At 62.7% G+C, this 15,560-nt stretch carries 13 protein-coding genes; 8 read left to right on the top strand and 5 right to left on the bottom strand.

Going from position 1 to position 15,560, the window contains the following annotated elements; translation table 11 throughout:
• The first annotated feature begins 90 nt into the window (after positions 1 to 90).
• The 4 genes from ACJ8QI_RS08410 to ACJ8QI_RS08395 all read left to right on the top strand — a co-directional run bounded on the left by ACJ8QI_RS08410 (position 91) and on the right by ACJ8QI_RS08395 (position 4,821).
• Positions 91 to 564: a (2Fe-2S)-binding protein gene (locus tag ACJ8QI_RS08410; RefSeq protein WP_442532358.1), complete on the top strand. Its 474-nt coding sequence runs from the start codon at positions 91 to 93 to the stop codon at positions 562 to 564.
• Positions 561 to 2,819 carry a molybdopterin cofactor-binding domain-containing protein gene (locus ACJ8QI_RS08405; RefSeq protein ID WP_442532357.1) on the top strand — a complete coding sequence of 753 codons (2,259 nt, stop codon included), beginning with the start codon at positions 561 to 563 and terminating at the stop codon, positions 2,817 to 2,819. Before ACJ8QI_RS08410 ends, ACJ8QI_RS08405 begins: the two co-directional genes overlap by 4 nt.
• Before the next feature lie 28 nt (positions 2,820 to 2,847).
• Positions 2,848 to 4,146 carry a c-type cytochrome gene (locus tag ACJ8QI_RS08400; RefSeq protein WP_089185996.1) on the top strand — a complete coding sequence of 433 codons (1,299 nt, stop codon included), beginning with the start codon at positions 2,848 to 2,850 and terminating at the stop codon, positions 4,144 to 4,146.
• A gap of 69 nt (positions 4,147 to 4,215) precedes the next feature.
• On the top strand, positions 4,216 to 4,821 hold the full coding sequence (locus ACJ8QI_RS08395; RefSeq protein WP_442532356.1) for a nitroreductase family protein: 606 nt from the start codon (positions 4,216 to 4,218) through the stop codon (positions 4,819 to 4,821).
• A 209-nt stretch (positions 4,822 to 5,030) separates the two neighbouring features.
• On the opposite strand, the gene ACJ8QI_RS08390 is transcribed toward ACJ8QI_RS08395, so the two are convergent.
• Entirely contained in the window at positions 5,031 to 5,603 is a 573-nt protein-coding gene (locus tag ACJ8QI_RS08390; protein WP_442532355.1) for a hypothetical protein, read from the bottom strand.
• A gap of 137 nt (positions 5,604 to 5,740) precedes the next feature.
• The gene (locus ACJ8QI_RS08385) at positions 5,741 to 6,649 is read right to left on the bottom strand and encodes a DMT family transporter (RefSeq protein WP_336843542.1); all 909 of its coding nucleotides are present in this window, start codon (positions 6,647 to 6,649) and stop codon (positions 5,741 to 5,743) included.
• Between the two features lie 144 nt (positions 6,650 to 6,793).
• On the opposite strand from ACJ8QI_RS08385, the gene ACJ8QI_RS08380 reads away from it, so the two are divergent.
• Complete coding sequence (locus tag ACJ8QI_RS08380) at positions 6,794 to 7,348, top strand: helix-turn-helix domain-containing protein (RefSeq protein ID WP_442532354.1); 555 nt, start codon at positions 6,794 to 6,796, stop codon at positions 7,346 to 7,348.
• A gap of 123 nt (positions 7,349 to 7,471) precedes the next feature.
• Entirely contained in the window at positions 7,472 to 9,397 is a 1,926-nt protein-coding gene (locus ACJ8QI_RS08375; protein WP_442532353.1) for a DUF3857 domain-containing protein, read from the top strand.
• A 38-nt stretch (positions 9,398 to 9,435) separates the two neighbouring features.
• Here ACJ8QI_RS08375 and ACJ8QI_RS08370 read toward each other — a convergent pair whose 3' ends face one another.
• From ACJ8QI_RS08370 to ACJ8QI_RS08360, 3 genes are all read right to left on the bottom strand, one after another.
• Positions 9,436 to 9,792, bottom strand: coding sequence for a DUF1937 family protein (locus tag ACJ8QI_RS08370; protein ID WP_442532352.1), 357 nt, complete (start codon positions 9,790 to 9,792; stop codon positions 9,436 to 9,438).
• Between the two features lie 99 nt (positions 9,793 to 9,891).
• Positions 9,892 to 11,124: an ethanolamine utilization protein EutH gene (gene eutH, locus ACJ8QI_RS08365; RefSeq protein ID WP_033640245.1), complete on the bottom strand. Its 1,233-nt coding sequence runs from the start codon at positions 11,122 to 11,124 to the stop codon at positions 9,892 to 9,894.
• Positions 11,117 to 12,577: an FGGY-family carbohydrate kinase gene (locus ACJ8QI_RS08360; protein WP_442532351.1), complete on the bottom strand. Its 1,461-nt coding sequence runs from the start codon at positions 12,575 to 12,577 to the stop codon at positions 11,117 to 11,119. The genes eutH and ACJ8QI_RS08360 overlap by 8 nt, the downstream gene beginning before the upstream one ends.
• A gap of 257 nt (positions 12,578 to 12,834) precedes the next feature.
• Between ACJ8QI_RS08360 and ACJ8QI_RS08355 the strand changes: the two genes are divergently transcribed.
• Together ACJ8QI_RS08355 and ACJ8QI_RS08350 are read left to right on the top strand one after the other, a co-directional pair.
• A complete protein-coding gene (locus ACJ8QI_RS08355; protein ID WP_064291345.1) occupies positions 12,835 to 14,238 on the top strand; it encodes an NAD(P)/FAD-dependent oxidoreductase in 1,404 nt (467 codons plus the stop codon).
• Entirely contained in the window at positions 14,228 to 15,451 is a 1,224-nt protein-coding gene (locus ACJ8QI_RS08350; protein ID WP_100395770.1) for an FAD-dependent oxidoreductase, read from the top strand. The genes ACJ8QI_RS08355 and ACJ8QI_RS08350 overlap by 11 nt, the downstream gene beginning before the upstream one ends.
• The last annotated feature ends 109 nt before the right edge of the window (positions 15,452 to 15,560 follow it).

The raw sequence follows: 15,560 nt of genomic DNA, 5'->3' as shown, positions 1-15,560 counted from the left end.
TCTTTTGATGATAATTATTAGCACGCTGCACAATTATTCATCGCAGTGATGTTACGGATTAAATCCGTTTGCTTAAGGGATAGTTTCACCATGGAAATCAATGTTAACGGCCGGGTGGTTCCACTCGGCGATATCTCGCCCGACACCCCGCTGCTGTACGTTTTACGCAACGATCTGCAATTGAACGGCCCCAAATACGGCTGCGGCCTGGGGGAGTGCGGCGCCTGCACGGTGCTGATCGACGGCGTCACCGCACGCTCCTGCTCAATGCCGCTGTCCGCCGTAGGAAAAAAATCCGTCACCACGCTCGAAGGCCTGAGTACACCGGAGGCGCTGCATCCGGTGCAGCAGGGGTTTATCGATGAGCAGGCGGCGCAGTGCGGTTACTGCACCAACGGCATGATCATGACGCTGGTCGCGCTGTTCGAGCGCGAGCCGGAGGCGGACGAACAAACCATCAAGAAAGAGCTGGCCTACAACCTGTGCCGCTGCGGCACGCATATCGAGATCCTGCATGCCGCCGAGCGCGCCCGCGATCTGCTGGCCGCGCGGAGGCAAGCATGAGCCGCCTCGAACTGACCCGCCGCCAGCTGCTGCAGGCCGGCGGTGTGGTAATGGTCAGTAGCCTGCTGCCCGCGTCGTTTAACGCCTTCGCCGCCGAGGCGGTTGCATCGCCCGCCGAGCTGCCGCTGGATCGGGTGGACAGCTTTATCAGCCTCACCGCCGACGGCCGGGTGACGGCGTTCAATGGCCACGTCGATCTGGGCACCGGCATTCGCACCGCGCTGGCGCAGATCGTCGCCGATGAAATTTGCGTGCCGTTCGAGCAAGTCACGATGATCCTTGGCGATACGCAACGCACGCCGGATCAGGGGCCGACCATCGCCAGCGCCACCCTTCAGGTGACGTCGGTGCCGCTGCGACAGGCGGCGGCGCAGGTGCGGCACCTGCTGACGGCGCTGGCGGCCAAAGCCTTCGAACTGCCGGCCGAACAGCTGACGGCGGCGGCGGGGCAGGTATTTGTGACCGGGAACCCAGGGCGATCGCTGAGCTATGCGCAGCTGGCGAGCGGGCAAAATCTGCACGTGATGCTGGATAAAAACGTGCAGCTGAACAGTGAACGGCAGAACCAGTATGTGGGCCGCGCCGTGCCCCGGGTCGATATTCCGGCCAAGGTCAGCGGTGGGCTGACCTACGTACACGACCTGCGCTTGCCCGGCATGCTGCATGGCCGCGTGGTGCGCCCGCCATACGCAGGCGCCGACAGCAGCGCGCCGTTGGGCAGTGGCCTGCTGTCGGTGGATAAAAGCTCGATCGCGCACCTGCCGGGCATCGTGAAACTGGTGGTGATCAACGATTTCATCGGCATCGTGGCCGAGCGCGAGGAGCAGGCAATCGCCGCCATGCGCCAACTGAAAACCACCTGGCAACCCTGGGCCGGGTTGCCGGATCTGTCGCCGGAAGCGCTGTCCGTCACGCTGGAGGCCAACCCGAAAACCGACCGCGTGCTGCGCGACGACGCGGGCACGGACGCCGCGCTGGCGGCTCTGCATACCGAAGTGCAGGCCGACTATGTCTGGCCTTACCATCAGCACGCCTCGATCGGCCCTTCCTGCGCGGTGGCGGAGGTCAAAGACGGGCGGGCGCAGGTGTGGTCCGGCACGCAAAACCCGCACGATCTGCGCAAAGATATCGCCAGGCTGCTCGAGCTGCCGCCTGGGCAGGTGCACATCACCCGCATGGAGGCTTCCGGTTGCTATGGCCGCAACTGCGCCGACGACGTCTCGGCGGACGCGGCGCTGCTGGCGCGGGCCACCGGCCGACCGGTGCGCGTGCAGCTGATGCGCGAACAGGAATCCGGTTGGGAGCCGAAGGGCACTGGCCAGCTGATCCGGGTGCGCGGCGGCCTCGATGCGCAAAACCGGGTGGCGGCCTACGAATTGAAAACCAGCTATCCCTCCAACAATGCCGTGACCTTGCCGCTGGTGTTGACCGGCAAAGTGGCCAACCGGGCCGACGTGCAGCAGATGGGCGATCGCACCGCCATTCCGCAATACGAGTATCCGCACATGCGGGTGGTCTGCCAGGACGCCGCGCCGATCGTGCGGGCTTCGTGGATGCGCGGCGTTTCGGCGCTGCCCAACGTGTTCGCCCATGAGTCCTGGATCGACGAGCTGGCCTGGCGCGCCGGCGAGGATCCGATCGCGTTTCGTTTGCGCTATCTGAACGATCCGCGTGCGGTGGCCTTGATTGAAGCCCTGAAACGGCAGGCGAACTGGCAAGACGGCCCGGCGCACCGGGCGCGCGCCGCCGGCGCCGAAGTGGTGAGCGGCCGGGGCTTCGCCTACGCGCGCTATTTCCACAGCAAGTTCCCCGGCTTCGGCGCCGCCTGGGCGGCCTGGGTGTGCGATCTCAGCGTCAACCGCCGCTCCGGGCAGATCACGCTCGATAAAATCTTCGTGGCGCATGACTGCGGCCGCATGATCAACCCGGCCGGGGTGCGCCATCAGGTGCACGGCAACATTATCCAGTCCGCCAGCCGGGTGCTGAAAGAGTTTGTGACCTTCAACGAGACGGGGGTGACGTCATTGGACTGGGGCGGCTACCCGATCCTGCGCTTCGACGAACTGCCGCAGATCGATATCCAGCTGATCGACCGTCCGGAGGAAGCGCCGATGGGCGCCGGAGAATCCGCCTCGGTGCCGAGTGCCGCGGCGATCGGCAACGCGCTGTTTGACGCGCTCGGCGTGCGGCTGCGCGAGGTGCCGTTTACGCCGGCGCGGGTGCTCGCCGCGCTGCGCGCTCAGGCCGGCCATTAACCCCCCGTAACGAACAAGGACAGCAAAGATGAGTAAGATGAAAAAAATCGTCGGGTGGGGTGGCTTCACGGCGATCGCCGTTGTGGTGGCCGGCGTTGTCGCCAGCTGGCAACCGGAAATCGCGCCGCTCGCCGCCGATGCGACGCACAGTTTCAGCGAGGCGCAGATCGCGCGCGGCAAAACGCTGGCCGATCTCGGCGATTGCGCGGTGTGCCACACCCGTTCGGGCGGTGAGCGCAACGCCGGCGGGTTGGCGATGGAGATCCCCTTCGGCACCATTTACACCACCAACATCACGCCGGACGTGGAAACCGGCATCGGCAGCTGGAGCTATGCGGCGTTTGAACGCGCCATGCGCCACGGCGTCGATCGCCAGGGCCGCTACCTTTACCCGGCGTTTCCCTATACCGCCTTTACCCGCACCCGCGACGACGATCTGCAGGCGCTGTACGCCTACCTGATGTCGCAGCCGCCGGTCAACTCCCGGCCGCCGGCCACCGATCTGCACTTTCCGTTCAATATCCGCCAGGGCATCTTCGCCTGGAACCTGCTGTTCCTGACGCCGGGCGCGATGCAGGAAGACCCGGCCCAAAGCGCCGCCTGGAACCGCGGCGCTTATCTGGCCGAAGGGCTGGGGCACTGTAGCGCCTGCCACTCGCCGCGCAACGTGCTGTTCGGCGAGAAAACCGGTAGCGACCACCTGGCCGGCGGCGTGGCGGAAGGCTGGACGGCGCCGGCGTTGACCGGCCGCTCGCCTGCGCCGCTCGATTGGACGCAGCAGGATCTGGTCGATTTTATGCGTACCGGCTACTCGGCCAACCACGGCGTGGCCGCCGGCCCGATGGCGCCGGTGATCGAAGAAGGGTTGTCCCGCTTGCCGCAGGCCGATCTGCAGGCGATCGCCGTCTATCTGCGCAGCTATCATCCTGAAACGGCGGCGAGCGCGACGGCGGCCGCGTTGAATGCTCAGGCGGAACGGCAGGTGGAGCCCCTGAGCTCGCAAGGCGCGCGGCTGTTTTCCGGCGCCTGCATGGCTTGCCATGCGCAGGAAAAAGGCGCGCAGATGGCAGGAGTGCGGCCGTCTCTGGCGCTGAACACCAACCTGTTTGCCGAGGCGCCGGACAACGCCATTCGCGTGGTGCTGGATGGCATACAGCGGCCGGCGAACGCCGAACTGGGCTATATGCCGGGCTTCCGCCATAACCTGGATGACGCGCAGATCGCCATCCTGCTCAACTACCTGCGGCAGCACTACGCCGGTCAGGCGCCGTGGCCCGATCTGGCGGCGCAGGTCGGCCGCCTGCGCGCCGAAACCGCGCAGAAATAGCCGCCGAGGGCTGGACAGGCGCGCCGCGTTGGCGACAATAGGGCCTTTCACATGGACAGAGGCAGTAAAATGAATACGTTAGACGCAATCCGCCAGCGCCGCGCCACCAAGCAGTTCGATACGCAGCACGTGATGACGCTCGAAGAGAAAAAAGCGTTGCTGACTATCGCGCTGCAGGGCGCACCCAGCGCTTTTAACCTGCAGCACTGGCGCCCGCTGCTGATCGAAGATCGCGCTCAGCGCGAGAAAATTCGCGAGGCGGCGTGGGGGCAGGCGCAGGTGACCGACGCATCGATGCTGGTCGTGCTGTGCGGCGATCTGTCGAGCTGGGAGTCACAGGTAAAAAACGTTTGGGCCGAGGCGGCGGAGCCGGTACAGCAGTTCATGATCCCGGCCGTCGATCAGTATTATCGCGGTAAGCCACAGGTGCAGCGCGACGAAGTGATGCGCAGCAGCGGCATCTTCGCCCAGACGCTGATGCTGGCGGCCAAGGCGCAGGGCTACGACTCTTGCCCGATGGACGGGTTTGATTTCGACGCCGTGGGCGAAATCATCAACAAACCGGCGCACTATCAGATCGCGCTGATGGTCGCCATCGGTAAGGCGGCGAGGCAACCTTATCCGCGCATCGGCAAACTGCCGTTCGACGACGTGGTAAAAACCGACCGTTTCTAATCTGAACGGTGAATGACAAAAGGGAAGGCTTGCGCCTTCCCTTATTTTTTTGCGACGCACAGTTCGTTCCAGTAGCTGAAACGGATGCGCCGTTGCAGGCGGTGATGCCACATAGAACACTCCTTCTACCCTACACGGTTTAAATAAATAGCACCGCGCCGGGCGCAAGACGAATGCCTTATTGTGCATAGCTTGCCCGCCGTATGGGATTAGCGGTATTTATTGACGTTGGCCACGGCGGAATCTAAAGACGTTACCTTATATTTCCAATAGGTTATTTTATTGGCCTGCGCTGCGTCCACCGCACCGAAATAGGTTTGCCACGCCGTGGCGCTGGTCAACAAATCGCTAAACATCTGCCCCAGGTCGGTCACGCTCCAGACGGTACGGTAGCCTTTCACCGCAGAAGGCGCCGGCGGCGTATGTTGAACATAGCCGCCAACCGAATACCGGTTCTCGTAGGCCATAAATACGGTGTAAACCCGTCCGTGCGGCGCCGTATGCTGGTACCAGGGGATCACCACAAAATGGTGGACGGGCGGGCCAATCATGAAATGCCAAACGGCGGTTTCCGAGTTCGCCCCAGAGAACCCCAGCGCGATATTGATATTCTTTTGCATGTCACGGTTATTTTCGATCGTGGTTCCGGCCCCGCTATCGTCCTGCGTTTTGCCATAAACGGCCCGGCTCATTTGGGCGGGAACGCCAGGGCAATTATTTATTGCCATCAGAGAATTATTGCTGACGATGGCATTGATTAATGTCTCACCGGTATTGCTCATATTGATATTTCTCCACGCGCAAGGTAAATATTCTAATTATTTCCATGCTTAATAATTAGAATGGATTAAATAGGCTGAGTGGCGGCATCGATAATAAGGTTAGACATAAAACGCCTTCGGCATTCGTTTATGCTCACTTATTTTTCTGTCTCACGACGGCAGGTTCGGCTGCTGCTGAGATTGAATGGGCGTTTATAGAACATCATGCCCGCCGCAGCGCCCAGGATCGCCAGCGTGCCCAGCAGCTGCAGCAGGCTGAGGCGGTGGCCGAACACCGCCCAGTCCACCACGATCGCCACCGCCGGGTAGATGAACGACAGGGCGCCGACCAGGGCCGTGGGGATCTTCTGAATGGCGCCATATAGCAACGTGGACATCAAACCGGTATGCACCAGGCCGAGGGTCGCCAGCAGCAGCCAGTCGAGGGGGGCCGCAGGCGGCGTAGCCAGGCCGGCGAACGGCGCCAGCGCCAACGCGCCGACGGTCAGCTGAATCAACACGATCAGCTGCGGCGGCAGCGCGGCCAGCTGTTTGACGATCGCCGCCGCAATGGCGTACATCAGGGCTGCGCCCAGCGCCAGCGCCACGCCGAGCAGGTAGCCATCGCCGCTGCCGCCGTTTTGCCGGCCGGCGACGATCAACACCATCCCCGCGAACGCCAGCAGAAGCCAGCCCAGCCGATCGGCCGTCAGTTTTTCGCCGAACAGCAGCGCCCCCAGCGCCACCAACATGAACGGCTGAACGTGGTAGGTGACGGTGGCGACAGCGATCGAAGCATGCTGATAGGCGGCAAACAGCAGCGTCCAATTGAGCACCAGGGCGATCCCCCCCAGAATGGCGAAGGCCAGCTGGCGGCGGTTGATCGCGCCTTGTTTCAACTGACCGAGTGCGGCGCAGGTCGCCAGCATGGCCAGCGCGCCGAACGCGCAGCGCCAAAACACTACCGTCGCAGGCGGCTGCCCCAAAACGAGCACCGGCCACCCCACGGTGCCGGAGATGGTCATGGCGAGGATCATTTGCACTGCACCGCGCGTTTTCGTTTTCATGTTGTTTCCTTCGTTGCCTGGCCGTACTTGTGGTGAAGCGGCTTAATCATTAAAATGAACAATCGAACATTATGATGAACACGAACACGAGTGTTCGTCAAGCCGAACAAATGGGTGGTATAGCGAACAATGAGTGACGATCGGATGCAGAACATCACGCCTATCGGCCTGCTGTCGGCGGCAATCCGCCGCGAGCGGGAGCGGTTGAACCTGTCGGTGACCGAACTGGCGAAGTGTGCGGGCATCGCCAAATCCACGCTGTCGCAGCTGGAAGCCGGCAGCGGCAATCCCAGCCTGGAAACGCTGTGGGCGCTGGCGATGGCGCTGGACGTGCCGGTCAGCCGGCTGATTTCACAGCCGAGCAGGCAGGTGCAAGTGATCCGCGCCCATGAAGGCACGCCGGCGCTGTCGGAGCAGGGCAACTACGCCGCTACGCTGCTGGCCACCTGCCCGCCGGGGGCGCAGCGCGACATTTATCGGCTGCGGGTGCAGCCCGGCGAAGCCAAACTTTCCCGGCCGCATCCCCCCGGCACCGTCGAGCATGTGATCATCAGCAGCGGGCGGGCGCGCCTCGGGCCGGCGGACCAGCCGCTGGAGCTGAGCGCCGGCGATTACATCAGCTACTCCGCCGATCGCGAGCACGTTTTCGAGGCGCTGGAGCCGGAGACCACCGCTGTGATGCTGATCGAACAGGGGTAGCTCCGGCGTTGAAGGTCCGTTTATTGAAAATGATTCTCAATTATATTAGTGTGCCCGCCTGTTTTGACGCCGGGACGGGCGCGTAGCCCGGCGTCGCCGTTTATTGCCCTTCAAGGACCGAAGATGAAAATCGCTATTCCTTCCCTGCTGTTATTCGCCGGTTTGACGGCAACGCACCCGGCCACCGTGTTGGCCGTTGCACCGCCCGCCGCGGCGGATCAGGGCCAGAACGACACGGCCAACAACGATTTCAGCTTCGTACGCTATCGCGCGGATTACCGCGTCAACGCCAACGCCACCAACGTGAAAACGGAAAGCTACGAAATGCTGCTGAAGACCAAGGCGGCGGTCGAGAAATTCAGCCAGATCCGCCTGAGCTACAGCGAAAAAATGGAAACGCTGGAGGTGGTCGCCGCCTACACGCTGACCGCCGACGGCCAGCGCCACGACGTGGCGCCCGATCGCATCTATACCCAGGAAAGCTACTCCAGCGCCACGGCGCCGCTGTATGCCGACCGCAAAGTGCGCGTCATCGTGTTCTCCAACCTGGCGCCGGGATCGCGCGTGGTGTATGAGCTGCGCCGCACGCAAAACACCCCGTATTTCCCCGACTATTTCGGCCTGTGGGAGACGTTCAGCGTTTTCGATCAGTTCGACGACGCCGAAGTGACCCTGCAGGCGCCGGCCAGGCTGCCGATGCATATCTTCACGCGCGGCGTGGAAGGCGGGGACCAGCCGCAGATCCGCGACGGGCAGGCGCACTGGCGCTGGCATTATTCGCGCAGCACGCCGATGAAATCACAAAACTGGGCGGCGGACAGCTGGACCTTCAGCCCGACCATCATGGCCAGCACCTACCGCGAGTGGCCGCAGCTGGCCAAGGCCTACCAGCTGAAGGCCGGCGCGGCGGCGCAGGTGACGCCGGGCATTCAGGCGCTGGCGGACAACATCACCGCCGGCATCAGCGATCGGCGCGAGCAGGCGGAGGCCCTCTATCGCTGGGTGGCGCAAAACATTCGCTACGTGGCGGTGTACCTGGGCAACGGCGGGCTGGAGCCGAATTCGGCGCAGAGCATTCTCGACAACCACTACGGCGACTGTAAGGACCACGTGGTGATCCTGGAGGCGCTGCTCGCCGCCAAGGGCATTGCAAGCTCGCCGGTGCTGATCGGCATGGACGAAGGCCCGATACTGCCTAAGGTGCCGCTGCTCAGCCGCTTTAACCACGCCATCACCTACGTGCCGGAATTCAAACTGTACCTGGACTCCACCAATCCGTGGGCGCGGTTCGGGCAACTGCCGGAAGGCGACCTGGGGGCACCGGTGCTGCTGACGCGCGACGCCAAGCTGGCGCGCACGCCGGGCAGCGACGAGCAGCCGGTCAAGAGCGCGCTGAGCGTCGATTTCGTGTTCGACAAAGCGGGCAATCTGCACGGGCAAACCGAGCGTCGGCTGAGCGAAGTGGAAGAGATTGACCTGCGGGGCTACTTCTCGCAGATCAACCGGCAGAACCGGGCGCAGGCCGAAGCGTCGATCATGTCCGCCTCCGGCATCGACGGCAGCGGCGAGGTGGCGATGAACAGCGATCCGCTGGATCTCAAAAAACAGTTCGGTTACCGCTTCCGCTTCAAGGCAGACGACTACGTCGATTTCGGCGTGGTGGGCGGCATGACCCTGCCGAATCCGCCCGGCGGCAAATCGTTCCGCACGCTGTATACCACCACGGCGGCGCCGGGCAACGAAACGCCGTTCTACTGCAGCGCACAGCGCTACGACGAAACCTACCGTCTGCAGCTGCCGGCCAACGTGCCGATCATCGCCATTCCGCAAGACAGACAGTTCCGCAATGCGGCGGGCGACTATCGCGTGGCGTGGCGACGCGACGGGCAGCAGGTGATCGTCAATCATCAGCTGCAAGTGAACGCCATTCGCGGCAAGGAAGCGCTGTGCCAGGCGCAGGATTACCCGGCGTTCCGCGAGCTGTTCCAGCAGGTGCGGCGCGGTTTCCGCGGCCAGGTGGTGTACGGCGAATTGGCCAACGGAAAATAAGCTGCTGCCCCGTCGCGCTAAGCGGCGGGGCGCACGCCTCAGTTGAACTCGCCCGCGACCTCGGACCACAGGCTGACGCGGCAGCCGCGCGCGGCGAAAGAGTCCATCTCGCGCTTGATGCCGCCGCTCTCTTGCCAACCCGGCAAATCGAGCACGATCAACTCATCCATCGCCGCCATGAACAGGGCGTCGATCGGCGCCCACAACTTGCCGATGGCGGTTTTGTCGAGCTCTTGCAAACAAAAATTGATCGGATGCGACATGCTGACCTGGCTAAAAACGGCGCTGCCGGCGCGCACGATAGCGGCGGCGACGTCGTTGCACGCCATAAAGCGCTGCTGCACGACGTTGGCGTCGGCGTGGCTGTAGGGGCAGGCCAAAAATATCTTTCTCATTACCGTTTTCTCTCTCAATAACTAGAACGTGGGGGAAAAAAGGGCGCAGCTTCCCCGTGAGGCGGCGCCCCGTTTATTTTTTATGGTGCAGGGATAAATTCAGCGAGCGGCGGCGGCGATGGCCGTCGACTGCCTTTGCGTCTGTTCTTTTTCCAGCAATTCGGCTTCCGGCACCGAGATCTTGATGGCGATCAGCACGGCAATCATGCCGCCGAGAAATTTACCCATCATGATCGGCAGCACCAGCGAAGGTTGGAAGTTAGCGGTAAACGCCAGGTGATCGCCCAACGTCGCCTGCGCACAAATACCGAAGGCGACGCACAGCACCTTATCGCGTGCCCGCATGCCTTTGAACAGGTGATAAACCGCGATGATATTGGCCAGCACCATAATAAAGCCCAGTGCGCCGGTATCCGACAGGCCGAGTTTTCTGCCGATGAAATGCATCGGCTTACGGCAATAGCGCTGGAACAAATAACAAATGGGGAATGTGCCCGCCAGCATAATGCCGATGTAACCGGCAATCTCGATAGCGCGGAATAATTCGTCTTTGTCGGCGAATAACGGATCGAATACCCAGCCGCCGAAGACCTTTTTAAACACGCCGGTAAAATGCTCGATGATGCATAGCGCCAACACCAGTTTGATAAAGGCGTCCGCCGCCTTGCCGAAGATCAGGAATCCTTTCACCATGGCCGCCGGCCGCAGCTTCAGGCCCAGCGCCAGCAGGAAACACAGGGCAAACAGCGGAGACAGCAGCCGCAGCGCCTGCAGGAAGTCCAGCTGCAGATAGTGCGCGGCGGGCGAGGTGGTGGAAATGATCTCCCTGACCGGCAGGTTGTTGAAGGTGATGGTCACCAGGGCGATCAGCACGGCGAACGGAATGCTGATAAGACCCGCCATCGCGCCCAGCGCCAAATATTTATGGTCGTCGCGGTTCAGCATGATAAGCCCGACGGGGATCAGGTACACGATGCTGGCGCCGGAGGTGTAACCCACCAACATGGCGACGATCCACATGTCGCGGTTGGCGGCGATAGCGTCAGCCAACTGATAGCCGCCCATGTCCACGGCGATCACCGCCAGCGCCGCGATCGAGGCGTCAGAGCCGAGCGCCGAGAAGAAGGGGCCGATGCTGTACATGATCAGGTAAGAGATGATTGGGATCGCCGCCATGATGCCCGCCTGGGCGAGAAACACCGGGCCGATGGCGTGAATGCCGTTGACGAACTCACGTCCCAGCTCGCCTTCCGGTTTGACGATCGACGCCAACGCCCCGATCAGAGTGCCGGCCATGATGATATAGATGATGAAATTACCGAACTCAGCCATGGTGTTCCTCCTGCGATGAACGTAAGCCGCGCGAGCGCGCGATGATGTCCTGATAGCGGGCAAACCAGACCGCCATATCGACCTCGGCGGGCTCCGTCACTTCATAGCGGTTGAGCACCTTGAGCGGCTGTTCCACGCCCAGCCCTTTACGCGCCAACAGCGCCACGCCCTGAGCGGTGATCTCTTTATTGGCGGGCGTAACGATGCGCTTTTGGATCAGGTTGGCGAGGAACTGCGTGAAATAGCGGTTGGCGGACAGGCCGCCGTCCACCGAAATGCTGTCGCCGATCGGTTTCAACTTATCCATGGCGTTGATCACCTCGGCGGAACGCATGGCGATGCCTTCGAGGATCGACTGCAGCAGATCCTTGCGTTCGGTTTCCAGCGACAGGCCGGCCCACATCCCGGCGGCGGAGCGATCCCAATACGGGCAGGCCAGCCCGGAAAGCGCGGGCACAAAGGCCAGGCCGCGCGCGATGGCAGGCTGGGCCGGGAAATCGCCGAATTCATCGAAGTCGTTGAACAGGCCTATCTTTCTCGCCCAGTTAATGGCGGAGGCCGCGTTATAAACGCCGCCGTCCAGGCCATATACCGGCTCGCTACCGGGCAGCTTCCAGCACAGCGTGGGTAACAGGCCGGACTCGCCGGCGTTGATCGGGCGCGGCCCGGTGATCGCCTGTAAAAAGGCGCCGGTACCGAAGGTGATCTTCATCTGCCCCGGTTGATGGCAGCCGTGGCCGTATGTGCCGGCAAACTGGTCGACGATGCAGGCCGTCAGCGGCACCGGTTTGCCGTTGAGCGCGACGTCGCCGAAGTGGCCGATGTTGTCTCTGACCTCGGGCAGGCTGTCGATCGGCACGCCGAACAAACGGCACAGCTCTTCATCCCACTGCAGGGTATGAATGTTGAACAACGAGGTGCGCGAGGCGGAGTTATAGTCGGTGAGATGCCGGCCGCACAGGTGGAACAGGAAGAAGGCGTCCATGGTGCCGAGCCGCAGACGGCCGCGTTGCGCCAGCTGCCTGGCCCCCGGCGCGTTGTTCATCAGCCAGCCCATCTTGCTGGCGGAGAAGTAGGTATCGAGCGGCAGACCGGTTTTCGCCATCACCAGCGGCTCGACGCCTTCGCGTTTCAGGCGCTGGATCTCCGGCTCGGTGCGCTGATCTTGCCAAACGATGGCGTTGTACAGCGGCAGGCCGCTGTCGGCGTCCCAGGCCAGCAGGCTTTCGCCCTGATGCCCTAAACCGATGGCGTCCACCATGTCGCACTGGCTGAGACAGCGGCGGATATTCGCCAAAATCTCCAGGGCGTCGTGTTCCACCCAGCCCGGATTGGGGGTGATCTGCTTGTGCGGCATGCTGGCCGGCGAATGGTGCCTGCCGTCTTCGCCGAACACCACGACCCGGGTGCCGGTGGTTCCCTGATCAATCGCGGCATAACGTTGATTCATCATTGCTTCGCTCTCTTATAGGTTTTGTTTTTTATTGTGCCTGGTGTTGGTTGTGTGACTGTTTTAATAATCTATCTTCAATTTCACACATTAAAGCAACATAAATCACAAGATAAAATAACCCCGCGTGATCGACTTCATACTTTTTGCTTATCACCCCATTCTGCGGCTTTTTTTTGGGAGTTATGTTGTTTTTGTCATTTCAAATGCGGTTATTGTGTGGTTTTATTGTGGTTATCACATCAAAACGGGACATCAGCATGATGGAAGAACAAACGGGTTGGGACATTGTCGTGATTGGCGGCGGTGTGGTCGGGTGTGCGGTATTCCGCAAATTCTGCCTGATGGGCGCCCGTACGCTGCTGTTGGAAAAGGGGGGCGATATCCTGTCCGGCGCCAGCAAAGCCAACAGCGCGCTGCTGCATACCGGCTTCGATGCGCCCAGCGGCAGCCTGGAGCTGCGCTGCATGCAGGCCGGCTACCGAGAATTTATCGCCATTCGCGAACGAATGAATCTGCCGCTGCTGCCCACCGGCGCGCTGGTCGTGGCCTGGGACGAGCAGCAGTTGGCGGCGCTGCCCGCGATCGTGCAGCAGGCACATGACAACGGCGTGCCGGACGTGGCGCAGATCGACGCCGCCGAGCTGTATCGCCGTGAACCGCAGCTGGCGCCCGGCGCATTGGCGGCGGTAGAGGTGCCGGGCGAGAGCGTGATTGATCCCTGGAGCACGCCGCTGGCTTACCTGACGCAGGGCGTCAAACACGGCGGCGACTATCGCTTCAATACCGAGGTGACCGGCGCCGAACGCTTGCCGACCGGCTGGCGGCTAACCAGCAACCGGGGCGAGTTTCACGGCAAAATCGTCATCAACTGCGCCGGCAATCAGGGCGACCGGGTAGAAAGTTTCTGCCATCAGCCCGAGTTTGAAATCCGCCCGCGCAAAGGGCAGTTCCTGGTGTTCGACAAGGCCGCCGCCGGGCAGGTCAACGCCATCATCTTGCCGGTGCCGACGGCGATCACCAAAGGGGTGCTGCTGTCGAAAACCATCTTCGGCAATCTGTTGCTGGGGCCGACCGCCGAAGAACAGCAGGATCGCGAGACGGCGACGGTGGACGAAACCAAAATGCGCGAGCTGATCGAGCAGGGCACCCGGCTGCTGCCCACGCTGGCAAATTACAGCGTGACCGCCAGCTATGCCGGATTGCGCCCGGCGACCGAACAGAAACACTACCGCATTCAGCCCTATCCCGAGCGGCAGTGGATCTGCGTGGCGGGCATTCGCTCCACCGGCCTGACGGCGGCGCTCGGCATCGCGCAATACGTGGAGCAGCTTTACCGCGACCATTTTACGCCGTGCTTCACGCCGACGGCGCCGCAGACCGTGCATTGGCCGCAGATGCCGATGCTCGCCGACTACGGGCTGCGCGATTACGCGCGCCCGGACAACGGCGGCATCGTTTGCCATTGCGAGCTGGTGACCCAGCGGGAAATCGAGGCAGCGTTCGATTCCGCCGTGCCGCCGGAGTGCATCGGCGGGCTGCGGCGCCGCACGCGCGTGATGATGGGGCGCTGCAACGGTTTTTATTGCAGCAGCCGGGTGGCGGAAATGGTAGGCGATCGTTTTGGCCAGACGCTGGCCGTAGGGAGCATTGATGAAAACTGAGTATCAGGTGGCGATTGTCGGCGCCGGGCCGGCCGGGATCGCGGCGGCGACCGCGCTGCGGCAGGCGGGGATCGAGGATGTGGTGCTCCTGGAACGGGAGCGGGAAGCGGGCGGCGTGCCGAGACACTGTCGGCACCCCACTTTCGGGCTGCAAACGTTTTACCGGCCGATGCTCGGCTCCACCTATGTCGATAAGATACTGGCGCGCGCCGGGCAGGTGGAAATCCGCACCGGCGTGACGGTGCTCGCCATCAAGCCGGGCGGCGAGCTGAGCATCACGGATCGCCGCGGCGTCAGCACCTTGAAAGCGCAGCGGGTGATCCTGGCGACCGGCGTGCGAGAAACGCCGCGCCATCCGCGCCTGGTGAGCGGCCTGCGGCCGCAGGGCGTGCTGACCGCCGGCGCGCTGCAGCAGTTCGTCTATCTGCGCGGGCTGCAGCCGGGCAAGGCGCCGGTGGTGGTCGGCACCGAGCTGGTCAGTTTCTCCGCGCTGTGGACGCTGCGCAACGCCGGCGTGCGCGCCGTCGCCATGATTGAAAACGGCGACAGGCCCGTCGCCTGGCGTCTGAGCGCGCTCTATGCGCGCCTGATGGGGGTGCCGATCCATTACTCTTCGCGGGTGACCGATATTGCCGGCCGCGATCGGGTCGAATCCATCGAGGTGGAAAACCGCCGCGGGGAGAAACAGCGCATCGCCTGCGACAGCCTGATCTTCACCGGCCGTTTCACCGGGGAGTATACGCTGATCCGCCAGAGCCACCTGGCGCAGCGGCCGGACAGCGGCTGCCCGCTGACCGATCAGTTCGGCCGCTGTTCCGACACCGCCTATTTCGCCGTCGGCAACATGCTGCATCCGGCGGACATGGGCGACCAGTGTTATCAGGAAGGGCTGCGCGTTGGCGAAGCCGTTGCCCGTTCGCTGCAACGCACGCTGCCGCCGGCGCGGCAAATTCTCCCGGTGCGACACGACGAGCGGATCCGCCTGACCGCGCCTGCCAACGTGGCGCTGATCGGCAAACCCACCCGGGTCACGATCAATATGCGGGTGGAACGGGCGGTGTCCGGTTCGGTGGTGGTGCGGCTGGGCGAGGAAGTGCTGTATCGCAAAACGCATCGCTGCCTGCCGGAACGGCGGATCCTGCTGCGCAACATCGCTTTGCCGGCCGACGGCGAGCGTGACGCGCTGCACATCAGCATCGAATCCGCCGGCTGAACGACGGCAACGGCTTGCGTCTAACGCCCTGAAACCCGTAGTATTCCGTCAGTTGACGCCGCGAGTCTCGGCGCAAGCAGTCACTCTTACTTAAGGCAGCGAGTGTAAT

Origin of the sequence: Serratia sp. CY84636 (assembly GCF_052166245.1) — a bacterium.
Lineage (GTDB): Bacteria > Pseudomonadota > Gammaproteobacteria > Enterobacterales > Enterobacteriaceae > Serratia > Serratia nevei.
Note: the sequence above shows the minus strand (reverse complement) of the source record. Positions and strands in the feature narration are given on the sequence as shown.